The sequence below is a fragment of the Streptomyces sp. NPDC058796 genome (genome assembly GCF_042745235.1).
Taxonomy (GTDB): domain Bacteria; phylum Actinomycetota; class Actinomycetes; order Streptomycetales; family Streptomycetaceae; genus Streptomyces.
In genome coordinates this window covers 433,102-450,579 of record NZ_JBHYOP010000004.1, presented here as the reverse complement: position 1 = coordinate 450,579, position 17,478 = coordinate 433,102, and the positions used below count along the sequence as shown (strand labels likewise).

Here is a 17,478-nt window from a genome sequence, read left to right as displayed (position 1 = left end):
TAAACAAGTTTCAAACAACTCCCTATAGGTAGGTCGAAGTTGTAGCGTTTGGTCGTGACCCAGGAGAACGTGTCCGTGAACGGCGGCAGAAGGCTCTCGTCCCAGGAGATCGCCGACATCCTGCGGGAGCGGATCCGCGAGGGAGACCTCAAGGCGGGGGACCGCCTGCCCACCCAGGCCGAGCTGGCCGACGAGTTCGGGGTGGAGCGCGGCACCGTCCGCCAGGCCCTGCGCGCGCTCCAGGAGGACGGCCTGCTCACCAACGTGAGCAAGGGCAGCCCGCCCCGCATCGCCGAGCCCGCCACGCCCCGGGGGGAACCGCAGCCGACCATGGTGGCCCTCGGGCCCCGCCTGTCGGACGCGTTCTCGGCACCGCGCGTGAAGGTCGACGTCGTCTGCCACACCTCGGAGACGCTGATGCTCGCCCTCAGCGAGCCCCTCCGCCTCATCCACGAGGGCCGCATCCGGCCCGAGTCCATCGACTTCCGCGTCCTGATGCCGTCGCGGGACATCGAGCTGGCCTTCCCCGTCCTGGTGGACGAGGAGGACGACGACCCGGTCCACCAGCGCTGGCTCCAGATGCGCAACGCCCAGGCCCGCGTCCTCCAGCACAACCTGCACGCCGTGCGCTCCACCCACCGCGTCGACGTGCACATCGCCTTCCGCGCGCTGCCCTTCACCCCGCCGATGAAGCTCTACCTGCTCAACGGCGAGGAGGCCCTGTACGGCTACTACATGCTGACCCGGCGCGAGGAGGAGTACGAGAGCCGGACGCTGGAGATGTACGACGCCCTGGGCTCCCAGTCGCTGCTGTTCTCCTTCCTGAAGCGGGCGGGGCACCGGGACGCGGTGTTCGTGGAGGAATCGCAGAAGTGGTTCGACGCCCTCTGGGAAACCATCACCTCGGACATGACACTCTCCTAGTGACTTCCGATACGGATCAGACGGAACCGGTGACCGAGCGGACCGCCGGCCTCAGGGACCTGATCGCGGGCGCCCGGGTGGTCCTGTGGGACTTCGACGGCCCCATCTGCAGGCTCTTCGCCGGCTACTCGGCCGACCGGGTCGCCGGCGAACTGGTGGACTGGCTCGAACGGATGGGCCTCAAGGAACTGCTGACCGAGGAGGAGCAGGTCCACCCGGACCCGCACGTCCTGCTGGGCGCGGTCGACCGCAGGCGCCACCGCAGCGACCTGGCCGCGGAGTTCGAGGAGCGGCTGACCCGGGAGGAGCTGCGGGCGGTGCCCTCCGCCCGGCCGACCGCGTACGCGGACCCGCTGATCCGCACCTGGGCCGCGCTGGGCGTTGGACTGGCCGTCACCACCAACAACTCGCCGCGCGTGGTGGGCGAGTACCTCGCGACGCGCGGCCTGCTCGGCTGCTTCGCCCCGCACATCTACGGCCGCACCCGGAATCTCGGCCTGCTCAAGCCCGACCCGTACTGCCTCACCCGGGCCCTCAGCGCGATGGGCGCGGCGCCCGGCCAGGCCCTGATGATCGGCGACACCCCCTCCGACCTGACGGCCGCCCGCCGCGCCGGTGTGCCGTTCCTGGGCTACGCGCGCAACGAGGAGAAGGGGAAGCTCCTGAGGCAGGCGGGCGCGGACACGGTCGTGCACTCGCTGGAGCCGGTGCTGAAGCTGGTGTGGGAGGGCGGCGGGGGCCGGGCTCAGGCCTGAGCCATCGGCAGGACGAGGAGCACGGCCGCGGGTGCCGCGAGCGGCAGGCCGGGGACGGGTGACGGTCGGGCACGGTCGGGTGACAGGACCGATTCGCCCGGTCGGGTCACCCGAGTTGCTCCTGTGCGTTCCGGATCGTGGAGTACACCCAACGGGCCACCAGCCGTGGCTGTACTGTGTGCCCACTTTCTCCGTCCCCACATGAAGATCCGGCGCGTCGCAAGTCCTCCTGGAGCACTCCGTGAGTCGTCCGTCCCCGCTCGGCAAGCCGGCACTCGAGCGGGCGGCCGACGAGGCGTTCGACCGGTTCCTGGCGCACGCCAGGGCGCTGGGACGGTTCGGCCGGGGCCACCACAACCTGAACTACACGGTGCGCCCCCTGACCTCCGAGGACGCGCGCCTGGTCGCCGCCGAGGACGGCGCGGCGGTCACGGTCCGCGAACGCATCCCTTCCGCGCTGCCGGTGGTCGTCCGGACCTGGCAGGACGAGGCCGACGTGCTGAACCGGATCCGGGGTGTGCTGCCCAACGTCCCGCGGTGCCTGGCCAAGCACGGTGACGTCGTGGTCCTCAGCCATGTGGAGGGCGTGCCCCTGGCGACCGTCTGCCCCAACGACACGCCTGTCGGCCACGACCTGATCGTCGCGCTCACGGGGCTGCTCGCCGACATGACGCAGGTACGCCGCCACCACCTGCCACCGCTGCCCGCCTCCTGGCCGCGTTCCAGCCGGGACAGCGGCGCCTTCCTGCGGGCCCTGGCCTTCGCCGCCGAGGAGCAGATCAGGCAGCGGAACTGGGGCGAGTTCGGCGGCCTGTTCGCGATGCTGGGCATCCCCGAGGACGCTCTGCTGAGGTTCGCCGAACGGGTGCCCACACTCGTCAGCCGTCCGTTCAGCCTGCTCCACACGGACCTGCACCGTGACAACGTCATCGTGTCCTACGGCGGGGACCCGCCGCTGGTCTGCGTCGACTGGGAGCTGGCGAGTTACGGCGACCCCGTGCACGATCTCGCCACCCACCTGGTGCGCATGCGCTACCCGGACCACCAGTGGCCGGAGGTCGTCGAGGCCTGGCGGAAGGTGATGGGGCGGCGGCGCGGCAAGGCCGTGAACGGGCTGGACCGGGACCTGAAGCACTACGTCGCCTTCGAGCACGCCCAGTCCGTCTACCCGGACGTCATGCGTGCCGCCAAGTCGCTCGGCGCCTCCTTCGAGCAGCGGGACCTGGACGCCGCGACGCGTCAGGTGCGCCGGGCGCTGGTGGCGGCGGAGGAACCGTTGCGCCTCCAGAGCGTGCCGGACGAGCGGGCCATCGAGCGGATTCTCTACCGCTGGAACGAGTCCAACGGCGGCCGGCCGAGCCGGGAGCGGGCCCTGTTCCGGATCGGGTGGCAGCGGGATCCACGGTTCCGCCTCCCCCGTGACTTCCCCGCGTGGGCGGTCGGCCGCGCCCTGCTGGAGGAGGGGGCGGCTTCGGCGGACCGGGTGCTCAAGGGGACGGCCCACCTGAACACGGTCGTGGAGGTCCCGGGCGTCGGCTTCCCCGTCATGGTGCGGCGCAAGGCGAGCACCACCGACGTCCGGGAGCGCCGGTTCCTGAGCGAGCACGCCGTGCTGACGGCGATCGAGCGGTCCGCGGTGCGTGTGCGGGCACCCAGGGTGCTGGCCCTGGGCACCAGCGGGCTCGGCGAACAGTTCACCGTCCACTCCTACGAAGGGCCGGCGGACGGGTTCCGGCCCCCGGAGCACCCCGCGTACGGACTGCGCCCGTACGAGGCCGACGACCTCGTGGACCAGCTGGGCGAGCTGACCGGCGTCGAGTGCGTCGCCCTCGACCCGCTGGGCGGGGAGGCCTTCCACCCCTGGCTGCGGGGCGAACTGGTCCGGCTGGTGAGCGAGCTGCCCAGGGCCACGATGGCCCTCGCCCGGGAACTGGGACTGCCGGACAGCGTCCGGCTGGCCGAGATCCTCGCCCGCCACACCCTGACACCCCGCCGTTCCGTCCTGCTGCACGGTGACCTGAATCCCTGGAACCTGGTGCGCCGTCCGGACGGGGGTCTGACGCTGATCGACTGGGAGATGGCCATGGTGGGCGATCCCCTGTACGACCTCGTCCGCCACATGCACCTCACACCGACGCGGCCGGAGATCCGCGACCGCATGTTCCGCCGGTGGGAACGCTCGCTCCCGCCCGACTGCACCAAGGACTGGCAGCGGGACTGGCGTGTGTACCGGTGGATCGAGACCGTCCGTTCCGCCTATGTCGACCTCGACCGCCTGGTGACCGGCGCCGGCCTCGACGCGCCCAACGTCAAGCGTGCCGTCCAGACCTACGCGATGACCCTGGCCGAGGCCACGGCGGCCCTGGGCCTGCCCGACAAGTCCATGGCCAACCCGTATCTCGCCCGGGCGCTGCCACAAGGGGACCGCGGTGGGCCACGGGGGGCGCGGCTGGTGGCGGACGTCTGAGCGGCCACCGGCGGCAACGGTATGGCGTCGCCGCCCCCCGGCGCGCGCTGCCCGCCGCCCGAGTCGCCGCCCGGCGCCCGGCGTAGGGTCGTCGCATGGTGGAGACCGGTCTGCGGGAGCGCAAGAGGCAGCGGACGATCCAGGTGCTGTCGGACACCGCCGTCCGGCTCTTCGTGGAGAAGGGCTTCGACGCGGTGTCCGTCGCGGAGGTCGCCGCCGCGGCCGAGGTGTCCAAGCCGACGCTCTTCCGGTACTTCCCGGCCAAGGAGGACCTGGTCCTGCACCGCATCGCCGACCACGAGGGCGAGGCGGCGCGGGTGGTGGCGCAGGGGCCCACACCGCTGGCGGCGCTGCGCCGGCACTTCCTTGCGGGGCTGGAGCGGTGCGACCCGGTGACCGGCCTCAACGACGATCCCGGCGTACTCGCCTTCCACACGCTGCTGTACGGGACGCCCGCGCTCGTCGCCCGGATGCACACGCACCTGGAGCGGTCGGAGGCGGCGCTGGGCCAGGCCCTGGGCGGGGACCTGGACGCCAGGCTCGCGGCCGGGCAGATCATCGCCGTACAGCGGGTGCTCGCGCTGGAGAACTGGCGGCGGATCGCGGCCGGGGAACGGGTGGCCGCAGTGCGCGGGGACGCGGTGGCGGCGGCGGAGCGGGCGTTCGGAGCGCTGGCGGCCGGGCTGCCGCGGATCGCCTGAGCCGCGTGAGTCAGAGTAAATTATTTAACTGAGTCTCGATTTTGGGTACGCTCGATGGAATGAGCTCACCCGACCCCGCCCTGCGGCACACCCTCGCCCGCGAACGCGCCCACCACGATCACTGCCGCACCGCCCTCGCCGCCATGGTCGACGGCGCCCGGGAACACGTCGTCACCGGCGAGGACGTCTCCGCCTCCGGCGCCGACGCCGAAGTGCTCGGGTACCGGTTGCGCAGCCGGGCCGAGGAACTGCGCGCACTGCCCGAGGGGCCGCTGTTCTTCGGGAGGCTGGACTTCGCCGGGACGGACGCGGCGGGCGATCACGCGGGGCAGACGTATCACCTGGGCCGGCTGCGGATCACCGAGGACCCCGCCGCCCCGCCCCTCGTCGTCGACTGGCGCGCCCCCGTGTCCCGTGCCTTCTACCAGGCCACCGCCACCGACCCGCGCGGCGTCGCCGTCCGCCGGCGCTTCGGCTGGGCGCCCGGCAGCCGCGGGGACTCGGCCGACCTCACCGGGCTGGAGGACGAACGCCTCGGCCGGGGCGAGTCCCGCGCGAGCGACATCGTCGCCCGGGAGATCGAACGGCCCCGCGTCGGACCCATGAGGGACATCGCCGCCACCATCCAGCCCGAGCAGGACGACCTCGTCCGCGCCGACCTCACCGCCACGGTCTGCGTCCAGGGCGCCCCGGGCACCGGGAAGACCGCCGTCGGCCTCCACCGGGCCGCCTACCTGCTCTACACCCACCCGCGGCGCATCGCCCGCGGCGGCCTGCTGATCCTGGGTCCCAACCCCACCTTCCTCGCCTACATCGCGGAGGTGCTGCCCGCCCTCGGCGAGACCGGCGTACGGCAGTCCACCCTCGCCCGGGAGATCGCCCGGCACCCGGTCACCGCCACCGACGACGAGCGGGCCGCCGCCGTGAAGCACGACGCCCGGACGGCCGAGGTGCTGCGCCGCGCCCTGTACGCGCGCGTGGCCGCCGGCGCCGCCGGCTCCCTCGTCGTGCCGGACGGTTCCTACCGCTGGCGTGTCCCGGCCGACGAGCTGACCCGGATCGTGGCGGACGTACGGGAGGAGGAGCCGCCGTACACCGTGGGACGGGAGCGGGTGCGGGCCCGGATCGTGCGGTACGTCCAGCAGCAGGCCGAGCGGCGGAGCGGGCCGCGGACGGCCGCCTGGACGCGCCGGGTCGAACGCGCCCGGCCCGTCACCGCGTACCTCGACGCGGCCTGGCCCCGGGTGCGTCCCGAGGAGGTCGTCGCGGGGCTCTTCGGCGATCCGGACGCGCTGGCGCGGGCCGCCGAGGGGCTGCTGGACGACGCGGAGCAGAAGGCGCTGCTGTGGACGGCGGCCGGTGCGCGGCGCTCGTGGCGGTCGGCCCGCTGGTCCGCCGCCGACCTGGTCCTCCTCGACGAGGTTGCGGGTCTCCTCGAACACCCCGAGGGCTACGGGCACATCGTCGTCGACGAGGCCCAGGACCTCTCCCCGATGGAGTACCGGGCCATCGCCCGCCGGGCCGCCTTCGGCTCGCTGACCGTCCTCGGTGACCTGGCCCAGGGCACCACGCCGTGGGCCGCCCGGTCGTGGCGGACGGCCCTCGCGCACCTCGGCCGCCCGGACGCCCCGGTGACGCCGCTGACCACCGGCTTCCGGGTGCCGCGGGCGGTCGTGGGCCTCGCCAACCGGCTGCTGGCACGGCTCGGCGTGGACGTGCCCGAGGCCCGCTCGCTGCGCGCGGACGGGGAGCTGGCGGTCCGCCCCGTCGCCCCCGGCCGGGTCGTGGACGCGACCGTCGACGCCGTACGGGCCGCCCTCACCCGGGACGGCTCCGTCGGGGTCGTCGCCGACGACGCGGACGTGCCCGGACTGCGGGCCGCCCTCGACGCGGCCGGCATCCCGGCCGGGGGGCCACAAGAGCTGGGCGCCCGGGTGACCGTGGCGCCGGCGAGCGTCGTCAAAGGGCTGGAGTACGACCACGTCGTCGCCGTCGAACCGGCGGCGATCGCGCAGGCGGAGGGCACCGGCGGGCGGGGCCTGCACCGGCTGTACGTGGTGCTCACCCGCGCGGTGTCCCGGCTTGACGTGGTGCACGCGCGGCCGCTGCCCTTCTGACGGCTGCCGCCCGGGTCAGCGCCCGGTGATCACGTCGGTGACACGGGTGTACCCGTCCGTGCCGTGCCCGCGCGCGATGACCCGCCGGGCCTGCCCCTCGACGACCCGCATCAGGCTCGCGTCGATGCCGTGCGCCTCGGAGGCGTGGACGACGTGGGCCATGGTCGAGGCGGCCGAGGTGATCGGGTTCAGCTCGCCCGAGTACGTGCCGGCGTCGGTGTCGGCGGCGAACTCGGTGAACAGCGGCGGCAGGATCGCGGCGATGCCCTGCGCGAACGGCGCGAGTTCCGCGCCGGTGACGCCCTCCGCCCGGGCCACGGCGAGCGCGTGCGTGTAACCGGCCATCGCCGTCCAGAAGATGTCGAGCAGCGCGATGTCGTACGCCGCGGCCCTCCCGGCGTCCGCGCCGAGGTGGGTGTGCGTGCCGCCGAGCGCCGTCAGCACCGGCCGGTGCTCCTGGTACAGCTCCTCGGGTCCGCTGTGCAGGAACACCGCGTCGTCCGTGCCGATGGTCGGGGTCGGGGTCATGATCGCGCCGTCCAGGTAGCGGACGCCGTGACGATCGGCCCACTCGGCCGTGTCCCGGGCCCGTCCGGGGGTGTCGGCGCTCAGGTTCACGACCGTGCGGCCCTTGAGGGCGGCGGTGACGGCGTCCTGGCGCAGTACGGCGTCGGAGGCGTCGTAGTTCACCACGCAGACGACGGTCAGCGGGGCGGCGGCGACCGCCTCCTCGGCGGAGGACGCCGGAATCGCGCCCTTGGCGACCAGGTCGGTGTCCCGGCCGGGCGTGCGGTTCCAGACGGTGGTGCGCAGCCCGGCGGCCAGGAAGGCGGCGGCCAGCGCCCGGCCCATCGGGCCCAGGCCGAGGACGGTGACGTCAGAGGGCTGGTGGGTCTGTGCGGACATGCTTGAACTCCCGTAACGTGACGAACGATTGCTGATGAATGGGGGCACGACATGGCACACCGGCGCCACGATCCGAACGTCTGCGGAGTGACCGCCGCGATCGCCGTGATCGAGGGCAAGTGGAAGACCACGCTGCTGTGGCTGCTGGAGTCAGGGCCGCACCGGCCGGCCGAACTGCGCCGGAAGGCGCCGGGCCTCACCGAGAAGGTGCTGACTCAGGCGTTGCGCGAGATGGAGGCGGACGGCGTGGTGCACCGCGAGGTGTACGACGTGCTGCCGCCCAAGACCGAGTACTCCCTGACCGCGTTCGGCCGCGATCTCGCCGAGGCCCTCTCCCCCCTCTCCGACTGGGGCCACCGCCGCCTGGACCGGCTGGCGGAACCGGAGGCCGCCGTCCGCGCGGCCTCCTGACGCCCGCCCTGTCTGCCGCTTCAGTCTCGAACGGGCGAGGCGCGTTGCCCAGTACGCACAAAAAAGTGGGTACGGGCACTATTGCAAGCGGATGCTTGCAATAGTTAGCAGGCTGGTGCATGGTGGAGGCATGGCCTCGCTCAACGTCGGCAATCTCGGCAACCTCGGTGAGTACCTGCGCGAGCAGCGGCGCAACGCGCAGCTCTCGCTGCGGCAGCTCGCCGACGCCGCGGGCGTGTCCAACCCGTATCTGAGCCAGATCGAGCGCGGGCTGCGCAAGCCGAGCGCGGAGGTGCTCCAGCAGGTCGCCAAGGCGCTGCGGATCTCCGCCGAGACGCTCTACGTACGGGCCGGGATCCTCGACGCGGAGCGCGGCCGGGATGACGTGGAGACGCGTGCCGTCCTCCTCGCCGACCCCTCGCTGAACGAGCGGCAGAAGCAGGTGCTGCTCCAGATCTACGAGTCCTTCCGCAAGGAGAACGGGTTCGGGACCGACGGGGAGCAAGAGGTGCCGGCCCAGGAGTCGGCGGCGGGCGACGCCGCCGAAGGCGCGGACTCCATACCGGGTCCCGGCGCCCGTACGGCCGGCGGCAGCGAGCAGTAGCCGGTGGCCGGCCGGGCGCGGGACCACCACAAAACCCTCAGTCGAACGCAATTCCGGAGGACCATCACCATGGCCATCACCGACGACCTGCGCAAGACCTTCAGCGACCCCACCCCGCTCTACTTCGCCGCGGGCACCGCGGACCTGGCCTTCCAGCAGGCCAAGAAGGTGCCGGTGCTGGTGGAGCAGCTGCGCGCCGAGGCCCCGGCGCGGATCGAGGCCGTGCGCAACACCGACCCGAAGGCCGTCCAGGAGAAGGCGACGGCCCGCGTCAAGGAGACCCAGGGCACCCTCCAGGCCAAGGCCAACGAGCTCTTCGGCTCCCTCGACGCCGACTTCAAGAAGCTCGGCGAGAACGCGCAGGACCTCGCGCTGCGCTCGGTCGGCGTCGCCGCCGAGTACGCCGTCAAGGCGCGGGAGGCCTACGAGAAGGTCGCCGAGCGCGGCGAGCAGGCGGTGCGCACCTGGCGCGGCCAGGCCGCCGACGGCATCGAGGACGTCGCCGAGGGCGTCGAGGAGTTCGCGGTGGCCGTCGAGCCGGCCAAGCCCGCCAAGTCCGAGCCGGTCGAGGTCACCGAGGACAAGTCCGCCGCGGCGAAGAAGACCCCGGCGCCGCGCAAGGCCCCGGCGAAGAAGAGCGCCGCCGCCAAGAAGACGGCGCCGCCCGCGAAGTAGCCGGCTCCGGGCCGGGCACCTCTGGGGTGTCCGGCCCGTTCAACGGGTACGGTGACCGCGTAAGGACGATCCGACTCGGGTGGTGGACGTTGTGCTGATGCAGGGGTTCGCAGGCTTCATGTGGCTGCTGAGCATCGCCCTGATCCTTTTCAGCGGCTTCGCGTTGATCGACGCCGCCACGCGCCGTGAGGACGCCTACCGCGCGGCCGACAAGAAGACCAAGCCGTTCTGGCTGATCATCCTCGGGCTCGCCTTCGTGGTGAACCTGGTCTTCAACATCCTGTCGTTCCTGCCGATCATCGGGCTCATCGCGACGATCGTGTACATGGTCGACGTCCGGCCCGCGCTGCGCGGCCTGCCGGGCGGCGGGCGCAGCACCCGCCGCGGCTCCAGCAGCGACGGCCCGTACGGTCCGTACAACGGCGGGCGCTGAGCCGCACCGGTGCTCGGACCGGGCGGCTCAGGGCGTCCGGTCCAGCAGGACCACGGCCACGTCGTCGGCCAGTTCGCCGCCGTTCAGCTCGCGGACCTCGTTGACGGTCGCCCGCAGCAACTGCTCGCCCTGCAGGCCCTCGGCGAACTGCCGGCGCACCATCTCCACCATGCCGTCCTGGCCGAGCCGCTCCCGGCCCTCGCCCACGTGGCCCTCGATCAGGCCGTCGGTGTAGAGCATCAGGCTCCACTCGGCGCCCAGCTCCACCTGCATGCGCGGCCAGCGGGCGCCCGGCAGCAGGCCCAGGGCCGGGCCGTTGTTGTCGTAGGGCAGCAGCCTCGCGGGCGTGCCCGGACCGGCGATCAGCGGCGCCGGGTGCCCGGCCAGGCACAGGCCGGCGCGGCGCCCGTCCGGGGCGATGTCCACGGCGCACAGGGTCGCGAAGATCTCGTCGTGCGCGCGCTCGTGCTCCAGCACCTGCTGCAGCGTGCCCAGCAGCTGGTCGCCGCAGAGCCCCGCCAGGGTCAGCGCGCGCCACGCGATCCGCAGCTCCACGCCGAGCGCCGCCTCGTCCGGGCCGTGCCCGCAGACGTCGCCGATCATGGCGTGCACGGTGCCGTCCGGGGTGCGGACGACGTCGTAGAAGTCGCCGCCGAGCAGGGCGCGGGAGCGGCCCGGGCGGTAGCGGGCGGCGAAGCGCAGCGGGGAGCCCTCCAGGAGCGGTGTCGGCAGCAGGCCGCGCTCCAGGCGGCGGTTCTCCTGGGCGCGCAGCCGGCCCTCGGCCAGGCGCCGCTCCGCCGAGTCGGACCGCTTGCGCTCGACGGCGTAGCGGATCGCGCGGCTCAGCAGGCGGCCGTCGAGTTCGTCGCGGAACAGGTAGTCCTGGGCGCCGACGGCCACGGCCTCCGCGCCGCGCTCGGCGTCGCTGGAGGAGGTGAGCACGAGCACGGCGTGCCGGGGCGCGAGCTCCAGCACGTGCCTCAGCACCGCCAGCTCGTCGTGGCCGTCCGCGTCCCCGTCCCCGCCGTCGTCGGCGCCGGTGCGGGCCGGGGCGGGGGACGGCAGGGCGAGGTCCAGCAGGATGCAGTGGACGTCGTCGGTGAGCAGCCGGCCGGCCTCGGTGAGGTTGCGGGCCGTGCGGATGCGGATCGGCTTGCCGGCCTGGTCGAGCAGGTCGGGCACGATCGGTGAGCCGCCCGGATCGTCCTCGATCAGCAGCACCGTCAGGTTCGTGGGGACGGCACCCTCACGCTGGTCCGTGACACGGCCGGGGGTCCGGTCCGTGGTCCGGGTCGGGGTGTTCTCGCGGTTCTCCGTGGTCTTCTCGCGCTTCTGGGTGGGGTTCTCCGGCCGGCCGGAGAGGTTCTCGGCCGGGGCTGTCCCGGGCGGGGCCTGTTCCGTGGAAGGGCCGCGGTCCTGGGACGCGGCGGGCGCCTGACCACACTCCACGGCCGGGATCGCCCTTGGCCGCGGTACGGGTACGGGCATCTTCTTGGTTCCTTCCCTCCCCCCGAGGGCATGGCGGGGCGAGGGACCTCGACCCACCGACGGGGACCATAGCGGGTGACGCCGCCGCTGCGGAATGGTCCAGAACACGCCGGACGGTCGTCGGCCACTGTCATATGCCGCGTTATGCACCGCAGTTGGACACGTCGACCGGGGGTCCGGGATGACGAACGTCACGCGCGGCGGGGCGCCGGGCGTGGACTGGGTCACGTGGCCCGGTTCACGTTCCCGGCGCGAGGGGTCACTCCGGGGCGGAGGCGCCCGTGTCGGGCCGTACCACCCCGAGGATGGGCATCGTGCCCGCCCCGGCGATCGTGATCGAGCGCCCCGGGCGCGGTGCGTGAACGACGGAGCCGTCGCCGACGTACATGCCGACATGGCTGGCGTCGTCGAAGTAGATGATCAGGTCGCCGGGGCGCATGTCCTCGATGTCCACCCGCTGGAGCTGCTTCCACTGCTGCTGCGAGGTGCGCGGAATCGCCGTGCCGGCCGCCACCCAGGCCTGTGAGGTCAGACCGGAGCAGTCGTAGGCCTTCGGGCCCTCGGCGCCCCACTGGTACGGCTTTCCGACCTGGGCGGTGGCGTACTCGACGGCCTTGCGGCCCTGCTCGGTCGCCTCGCTGTCGAGGTCCTTCAGGATGCCGGAGCCGAGCCAGGCGGTCTGGGCCCTCTCCTGGGCCTCGCGCTCCAGCCGGGCCAGGCGCTCCTTCTCCTCCTGCTCCAGCTCGGACTCCAGCTCCTCGGCCGCCTTGATCTGCTTCTCGATCTTCTTCTGGGCGGTGGCCTTGGCCTTGCGGTTCGCCTCCAGCTTGTCGAACTGTGCCGAGGCGTCGGCCGCGTAGGCCTTCAGGTCCTGCTGGGTGCGGGTCATCTCGCCGAGCAGGCCCTTGGTGGCGCGCTGGCCCTGGACGACCCGGCCGGTGCCGTCGAGGAAGCCCTCGGGGTCGTCGCTCAGCATCAGTTTGGCCTCGTCGGGCAGGCCGCCGGTGCGGTACTGGGAGCGGGCCGCCGCGCCCGCGCGGTCCTTGAGGCCGTCCAGCTTCTCCTGGCCCTCGACGATCTTCTTGGCCAGCTCGACGATCTCGGCCGACTGCTTGTCCGCCTTCTCCTCGGCCGCGTTGTACTCCTCCGTGGCCGAGGCCGCCGCGCGGTAGAGCTTGTCGAGCTTCTTGCGCACGGCCTCCAGGTCCTTGCCGGGGGTGGCGGCAGGGGCGGAGGGGGAGGCGCCGGGCGTACCGGGCGACGGTGAGGGACCCGGGTCCGCGAACGCCGTGCCCGGTGCCGCCAGCACGGTGACCGCGCAGACCACAGTCACGGCAGCGGTCGTCCAGCCATGCTTCCCCGTGCGCATACCTCGCCCCCAAGCTGATTAACCGTCAGTAACATACGTCGCCTGGGGGATCGTGCCATGCCGGCGCGGAAAGCGACAGAGGTCGTGCTTCCCTCCTGCATCCCCCCTTCTGCCGCGCCGTACGACGATTCCCCCGCTGTGTGACGAACGCCGCACGGAGATCGTTCCCGCTTGCCCGGCCGGGGACGGGGGTGCCCCGGCCGGGGTGTGATGCTGCCCGGTCGGTGGGCCGCTGGGTCAGGTGTGGGGCCGGCCGGTCAGGCGTGACGGGGCTCGGTCCGTGTGATGTCGCCCGCCCGGGCGTGGTGCCCCCCCGGCGGGCGGCGTGTGTGGAGCCCCGGCCTGTGGGGAGCCGCCAGGTCTTCGCGGGTCTGGCCGGCCTGCGTGGAGTCGTCCGGTCGGGCGTGCGGCCGCCCGGTACGGGTGGGGCCGCCGCCGTCAGCCGCGCGGCGCCAGCGCTTCCCACCGCACCGTCACCTCGCCCTGGCGCCACCGCCCCGGCCCGTCCGTCACCGGCCAGTCGGCCGCCAGGTCCCGCACCGCCCGCATCCAGCGCTGGCGGGCACCGTAGGAGGCGTAGGGCGCGGCGGCGGCCCAGGCGCGGTCGAAGTCGCGCAGGAAGGCGTGCACGGGCTCGCCGGGGACGTTGCGGTGGATCAGCGCCTTCGGCAGCCGTTCCGCCAGGTCGGAAGGGCGGTCCAGAGAGCCCAGCCGGGTGGCGAGGGTGACCGTGCGCGGACCCTCGGGCCCGAGCGCCACCCACACGTGCCGGCGCCCGATCTCGTCGCACGTCCCCTCGACCAGGAGCCCCCCGCGCGAGTGCTCCGAGGCCGGCGCGAGCCGCGCGCACAGCCGCCGCCAGACCGCGGCCACCTCACCCTCGTCGTACTGCCGCAGCACGTTCGCCGCGCGGATGAGCGAAGGCCGCAGGGAGACGGGGACCTCGAAGCCGCCGTGCCGGAAGTCGAGGCCCTCGCGCGCGTACGGCTGGGCGGCCGCCACCCGCGCCGGGTCGATCTCGACGCCCACCACGCGCGCCTGCGGCGCGACCGTGCGCAGGCGGTGCAGCAGCTCGACGGCCGTCCAGGGGGCCGCGCCGTACCCGAGGTCCACGGCGAGGGGCGCGGCGGCGCGGCGCAGTTCGGCTCCGTGGACGGCGGCGATCCAGCGGTCCATCCGGCGCAGCCGGTTCGGGTTCGTCGTCCCGCGGGTGACCGTGCCCACGGGGGCCGTGCGGGCGGTGGTGCGGGAGGGCATGCGTACGAGGGTATGCGGCCGGGGCCGTCCGTCCGGACGCGTCCGCCCCTGCGGGGGTGACGCAACCGCACCTCGAACGGTTGATCGACTGCCGGTAATGATTCGGCAAAGGCGGGGAAACCGGAAATGGAGTGCCCCCGTCCGGTGTTCCCACCTCTCGGAGGGCGGCGCGTGTCCTCCGACCGGCATGCCCGCAGCGAGGAGGAATGGCTCGTGAGCCAGTACGTCACCAGGCTCGGGCGTCGCTCACCGGCGGCCTCCCCGCGGCTGAGGCTGCACCGCAGGCCCCGACGCGTCGCCATGCTCTCCGTGCACACCTCACCGCTCCACCAGCCCGGCACCGGCGACGCCGGCGGCATGAACGTGTACATCGTCGAACTCGCACAGCGCCTCGCCGCGATCAACATCGAGGTCGAGATCTTCACCCGCGCGACGGCCGGCGGGCTCCCGCCCTCCGTCCAGCTCGCGCCCGGCGTACTCGTCCGCCACGTCGACGCCGGCCCCTACGAGGGCCTGGCCAAGGAGGACCTCCCGGCCCAGCTGTGCGCCTTCACGCACGGCGTGATGCAGGCCTGGGCCGGCCACCGCCCCGGCTACTACGACCTGGTCCACTCCCACTACTGGCTCTCCGGCCACGTCGGCTGGCTCGCCGCCCAGCGCTGGGGCGCTCCCCTCGTGCACGCCATGCACACCATGGCCAAGGTCAAGAACGCCAACCTGGCCGACGGCGACACCCCCGAGCCCGCCGCCCGCGTCATCGGCGAGACCCAGATCGTCGCCGCCTCCGACCGGCTGATCGCCAACACCGCCGAGGAGGCCGACGAGCTGGTCCGCCACTACGCCGCCGACCCGGCCAAGGTCGCCGTCGTCCACCCCGGCGTGAACCTCGACCGCTTCCGCCCCTTCCCCAAGGGCGCCGAGCCGGGCCCCGGCGAGAGGACCGACGCCCGTGCCGCCGCCCGCGCCCGCCTCGGCCTGCCCCAGGACGCCCTGATCCCGCTCTTCGCCGGCCGCATACAGCCGCTGAAGGCCCCCGACATCCTGCTCCGCGCGGTCGCCGTCCTCCTCGACGAACGCCCCGAGCTGCGCTCCCGCATCCTCGTCCCCGTCGTCGGCGGCCCCAGCGGCAGCGGCCTCGCCAAGCCGGAGGGCCTGCAGAAACTCGCCGCGCGGCTCGGCATCGCCGACGTCGTGTGCTTCCGCCCTCCCGTCGGCCAGGAACAGCTCGCCGACTGGTTCCGGGCCGCGTCGGTCCTCGTCATGCCCTCCTACAGCGAGTCCTTCGGCCTGGTCGCCATAGAGGCCCAGGCGGCCGGCACCCCCGTCCTCGCCGCCGCGGTCGGCGGGCTCCCGGTCGCCGTGCGCGACGGACACACCGGCCGCCTCGTCGAGGGCCACGACCCCGCCGCGTACGCGCGCGTGCTGCGCGATTTCGCCGACAACCCGGAGCTGGTGCCCCGGATGGGCGACGCCGCCGCCCGGCACGCCCAGTCCTTCGGCTGGGACAGCGCCGCCGCCGCGACCGCCGACGTCTACACGGCCGCGATCCACGCCCACCGCCGTCGCGTACCCTCCCACCATGGCTGAGGCAGCGCAGAAGGCAGCACAGGTTGTCGAGGACGCCCTGAAGGACGCCGAGCTGGAGTGGGAGAGCCCCGAGCCCGGCAACTACGTCGTGAAGCTCCCGGGCACCCGCAAGCTCTCCACGACGGTCTCCCTCCTCGTCGGCCGGCACTCCCTCTCCCTCAACGCCTTCGTCGTCCGCCACCCCGACGAGAACGAACCGGCCGTCCACCGCTGGCTCCTGGAACGCAACCTCAAGCTGTACGGCGTCAGTTACGCGGTCGACCGCCTCGGCGACGTCTACGTCACCGCGAAGCTCCCCCTGGCAGCCGTCACCCCCGACGAGATCGACCGCCTCCTCGGCCAGGTCCTGGAGGCCGCCGACGGCGCCTTCAACACCCTGCTGGAGCTGGGCTTCGCCACCGCCATCCGCAAGGAGTACGAGTGGCGCACCGCGCGCGGGGAGTCGACGCGGAACCTGGAGGCGTTCCAGCGCCTGATCGAGCGCACGGAGGACTGACGCCCGGTCAGCCCCGGGTGCGGCCGGTCCGGTACCGCCCCGGCGTGACCCCCACCAGCCGCTTGAAGTGCCGGGTCAGGTGGGCCTGGTCGTAGAAGCCGGTCGCGCCGGCCACCTCCGCCGGAGCGTGCCCCGCGAGCAGCAGCCGCCGCGCCCGCTCCACGCGCCGGGACATCAGGTACTGGTGCGGTGCGATGCCGTAGGCGCCGCTGAACGCCCGTACGAGGTGGGCGGGATGAGCGGGCACGAGCGCGGTGGCCTCGTCGAGGGTGACGCCCTGGACGACCCGTTCGTCCAGCAACTCCCGCAGCCGGCGCGCCAGCACGGGATCACGGCGCGCCGCGTCCCGGGGCTCCCGGGGCCGCAGGTGGGCGTGCAGCCGCTCCCCGATCAACGTCAGCCGGCTCTCCGCCTCCAGCTCCTCCCCGGGCAGCGCGAGCGCCGCGTGCAGCTGCCCGACCCGCCGCCGCAGCACGGGGTCCCGCAGGTCGGGACCGTCGACCGCCGGCCCGATCAGCTCCTCGCCCAGCCGGGAGGCGTCCAGGTACAGCACGCGCTTGCGGAAGCCGTCCGGGGTGGCGGGGGAGCCGTTGTGCGGCACGTGCGGCGGCAGCAGCGACACCGTGTCGTGCGGGGTGCCGTGCTCGTGCCGGTCCAGGTCGTACCGTACGGCCCCGTCGTCGACGATGAGCAGCGTCCAGGCGTCGTGGACGTGCATCGGGTAGGCGTACTCGGTGTAGTGGGCGTGGAAGACCTCGACGACGCCCGGGACGCGGGGTCGCCAGGCGGAGACGGTGCGCGTCCGCTGGTCGGCGGCCATGCAAAGAACGTACAAGACCCGCCCGTGCCCGGCCCGGCAGTCTCACCGTATGAACACGCGTTTCGACACCAAGATCGCCGTACTGCTGCGCGAGGACCTGGAGACCTGGCAGCGCCTCAACGTCACCGCCTTCCTGGTCAGCGGCCTGGGCACGAACGCCCCCGAAGTCGTCGGCGAGCCGTACGAGGACGCCGACGCGGTCGGCTACCTGCCGATGTTCCGCCAGCCGGTGCTGGTCTTCGAGGGCACCAAGGAGACGCTGACGACCGCCCACGCGCGTGTCCTCTCCCGCGCCCTGCCCCGCGCCGTGTTCACGTCCGACCTCTTCACCACGGGCAACGACCGCGACAACCGGGCGGCGGTACGGGCCGTGCCGACGGCGGAACTGGACCTGGTGGGCCTCGCGGTGTACGGCCCGAGGAACGCGGTGGACAAGGTGCTGAAGGGGGCGCGGATGCACCCGTGAGC

Annotated in this window: 17 protein-coding genes; 12 read left to right on the top strand and 5 right to left on the bottom strand. The window is 73.3% G+C overall.

The features are described 5' to 3' along the window. Positions 1-48 precede the first annotated feature (48 nt). From ACFW47_RS13915 to ACFW47_RS13895, 5 genes are all read left to right on the top strand, one after another. The gene (locus ACFW47_RS13915) at positions 49-924 is read left to right on the top strand and encodes a winged helix-turn-helix domain-containing protein (protein WP_386280506.1); all 876 of its coding nucleotides are present in this window, start codon (positions 49-51) and stop codon (positions 922-924) included. Then, a complete protein-coding gene (locus ACFW47_RS13910) occupies positions 924-1,679 on the top strand; it encodes an HAD family hydrolase (protein ID WP_386280509.1) in 756 nt (251 codons plus the stop codon). The genes ACFW47_RS13915 and ACFW47_RS13910 overlap by 1 nt, the downstream gene beginning before the upstream one ends. A gap of 241 nt (positions 1,680-1,920) precedes the next feature. Then, positions 1,921-4,146 (top strand): phosphotransferase family protein, encoded by a 2,226-nt coding sequence (locus ACFW47_RS13905; RefSeq protein WP_386280511.1) that lies wholly within the window; start codon positions 1,921-1,923, stop codon positions 4,144-4,146. Between the two features lie 95 nt (positions 4,147-4,241). Further along, a complete protein-coding gene (locus tag ACFW47_RS13900) occupies positions 4,242-4,847 on the top strand; it encodes a TetR/AcrR family transcriptional regulator (protein WP_386280513.1) in 606 nt (201 codons plus the stop codon). Between the two features lie 59 nt (positions 4,848-4,906). Continuing rightward, positions 4,907-6,964, top strand: a complete 2,058-nt coding sequence (locus ACFW47_RS13895) for a HelD family protein (RefSeq protein ID WP_386305907.1) — start codon at positions 4,907-4,909, stop codon at positions 6,962-6,964. Positions 6,965-6,979: 15 nt separating this feature from the next. Here the strand turns inward: ACFW47_RS13895 and ACFW47_RS13890 are convergent, their stop codons facing one another. Next, complete coding sequence (locus ACFW47_RS13890) at positions 6,980-7,870, bottom strand: NAD(P)-dependent oxidoreductase (RefSeq protein ID WP_386305905.1); 891 nt, start codon at positions 7,868-7,870, stop codon at positions 6,980-6,982. A gap of 51 nt (positions 7,871-7,921) precedes the next feature. On the opposite strand from ACFW47_RS13890, the gene ACFW47_RS13885 reads away from it, so the two are divergent. The 4 genes from ACFW47_RS13885 to ACFW47_RS13870 all read left to right on the top strand — a co-directional run bounded on the left by ACFW47_RS13885 (position 7,922) and on the right by ACFW47_RS13870 (position 9,993). Then, the gene (locus tag ACFW47_RS13885) at positions 7,922-8,281 is read left to right on the top strand and encodes a helix-turn-helix domain-containing protein (RefSeq protein WP_217245320.1); all 360 of its coding nucleotides are present in this window, start codon (positions 7,922-7,924) and stop codon (positions 8,279-8,281) included. Between the two features lie 130 nt (positions 8,282-8,411). Continuing rightward, a complete protein-coding gene (locus tag ACFW47_RS13880) occupies positions 8,412-8,885 on the top strand; it encodes a helix-turn-helix domain-containing protein (protein WP_386280520.1) in 474 nt (157 codons plus the stop codon). Between the two features lie 69 nt (positions 8,886-8,954). Further along, entirely contained in the window at positions 8,955-9,560 is a 606-nt protein-coding gene (locus tag ACFW47_RS13875) for a hypothetical protein (RefSeq protein ID WP_386280522.1), read from the top strand. Positions 9,561-9,657: 97 nt separating this feature from the next. Further along, a complete protein-coding gene (locus ACFW47_RS13870) occupies positions 9,658-9,993 on the top strand; it encodes a DUF2516 family protein (RefSeq protein WP_198941427.1) in 336 nt (111 codons plus the stop codon). A 27-nt stretch (positions 9,994-10,020) separates the two neighbouring features. On the opposite strand, the gene ACFW47_RS13865 is transcribed toward ACFW47_RS13870, so the two are convergent. The 3 genes from ACFW47_RS13865 to ACFW47_RS13855 form a co-directional block, all read right to left on the bottom strand. Next, positions 10,021-11,481 (bottom strand): PP2C family protein-serine/threonine phosphatase, encoded by a 1,461-nt coding sequence (locus ACFW47_RS13865; RefSeq protein WP_386280525.1) that lies wholly within the window; start codon positions 11,479-11,481, stop codon positions 10,021-10,023. Positions 11,482-11,740: 259 nt separating this feature from the next. Next, positions 11,741-12,850, bottom strand: a complete 1,110-nt coding sequence (locus tag ACFW47_RS13860) for an NlpC/P60 family protein (RefSeq protein ID WP_386280527.1) — start codon at positions 12,848-12,850, stop codon at positions 11,741-11,743. 438 nt (positions 12,851-13,288) lie between these two features. Next, positions 13,289-14,107 (bottom strand): class I SAM-dependent methyltransferase, encoded by an 819-nt coding sequence (locus tag ACFW47_RS13855; RefSeq protein WP_386280529.1) that lies wholly within the window; start codon positions 14,105-14,107, stop codon positions 13,289-13,291. Positions 14,108-14,320: 213 nt separating this feature from the next. On the opposite strand from ACFW47_RS13855, the gene mshA reads away from it, so the two are divergent. Next, on the top strand, positions 14,321-15,694 hold the full coding sequence (mshA, locus tag ACFW47_RS13850) for a D-inositol-3-phosphate glycosyltransferase (RefSeq protein WP_386280531.1): 1,374 nt from the start codon (positions 14,321-14,323) through the stop codon (positions 15,692-15,694). Then, positions 15,687-16,190, top strand: coding sequence for a YbjN domain-containing protein (locus ACFW47_RS13845; protein WP_100047561.1), 504 nt, complete (start codon positions 15,687-15,689; stop codon positions 16,188-16,190). The genes mshA and ACFW47_RS13845 overlap by 8 nt, the downstream gene beginning before the upstream one ends. A gap of 7 nt (positions 16,191-16,197) precedes the next feature. Here the strand turns inward: ACFW47_RS13845 and ACFW47_RS13840 are convergent, their stop codons facing one another. Beyond that, positions 16,198-17,010 carry an AraC family transcriptional regulator gene (locus ACFW47_RS13840; protein ID WP_386305904.1) on the bottom strand — a complete coding sequence of 271 codons (813 nt, stop codon included), beginning with the start codon at positions 17,008-17,010 and terminating at the stop codon, positions 16,198-16,200. Here ACFW47_RS13840 and ACFW47_RS13835 point away from each other — a divergent pair. Continuing rightward, on the top strand, positions 17,009-17,476 hold the full coding sequence (locus ACFW47_RS13835; RefSeq protein ID WP_386280538.1) for a DUF2000 family protein: 468 nt from the start codon (positions 17,009-17,011) through the stop codon (positions 17,474-17,476). The two genes, ACFW47_RS13840 and ACFW47_RS13835, sit on opposite strands and share 2 nt — an antisense overlap. The last annotated feature ends 2 nt before the right edge of the window (positions 17,477-17,478 follow it).

Excerpts from the sequence above, each read along its gene's own strand:
- ACFW47_RS13900 (WP_386280513.1), top strand. The coding sequence starts at position 4,242 with ATGGTGGAGACCGGTCTGCGGGAGCGCAAGAGGCAGCGGACGATCCAG.
- ACFW47_RS13895 (WP_386305907.1), top strand. The coding sequence starts at position 4,907 with ATGAGCTCACCCGACCCCGCCCTGCGGCACACCCTCGCCCGCGAACGC.
- ACFW47_RS13890 (WP_386305905.1), bottom strand. The coding sequence starts at position 7,870 with ATGTCCGCACAGACCCACCAGCCCTCTGACGTCACCGTCCTCGGCCTG.
- ACFW47_RS13885 (WP_217245320.1), top strand. The coding sequence starts at position 7,922 with ATGGCACACCGGCGCCACGATCCGAACGTCTGCGGAGTGACCGCCGCG.
- ACFW47_RS13880 (WP_386280520.1), top strand. The coding sequence starts at position 8,412 with ATGGCCTCGCTCAACGTCGGCAATCTCGGCAACCTCGGTGAGTACCTG.
- ACFW47_RS13875 (WP_386280522.1), top strand. The coding sequence starts at position 8,955 with ATGGCCATCACCGACGACCTGCGCAAGACCTTCAGCGACCCCACCCCG.
- ACFW47_RS13870 (WP_198941427.1), top strand. The coding sequence starts at position 9,658 with ATGCAGGGGTTCGCAGGCTTCATGTGGCTGCTGAGCATCGCCCTGATC.
- ACFW47_RS13865 (WP_386280525.1), bottom strand. The coding sequence starts at position 11,481 with ATGCCCGTACCCGTACCGCGGCCAAGGGCGATCCCGGCCGTGGAGTGT.
- ACFW47_RS13860 (WP_386280527.1), bottom strand. The coding sequence starts at position 12,850 with ATGCGCACGGGGAAGCATGGCTGGACGACCGCTGCCGTGACTGTGGTC.
- ACFW47_RS13855 (WP_386280529.1), bottom strand. The coding sequence starts at position 14,107 with ATGCCCTCCCGCACCACCGCCCGCACGGCCCCCGTGGGCACGGTCACC.
- ACFW47_RS13845 (WP_100047561.1), top strand. The coding sequence starts at position 15,687 with ATGGCTGAGGCAGCGCAGAAGGCAGCACAGGTTGTCGAGGACGCCCTG.
- ACFW47_RS13835 (WP_386280538.1), top strand. The coding sequence starts at position 17,009 with ATGCAAAGAACGTACAAGACCCGCCCGTGCCCGGCCCGGCAGTCTCAC.
- ACFW47_RS13840 (WP_386305904.1), bottom strand. The coding sequence starts at position 17,010 with ATGGCCGCCGACCAGCGGACGCGCACCGTCTCCGCCTGGCGACCCCGC.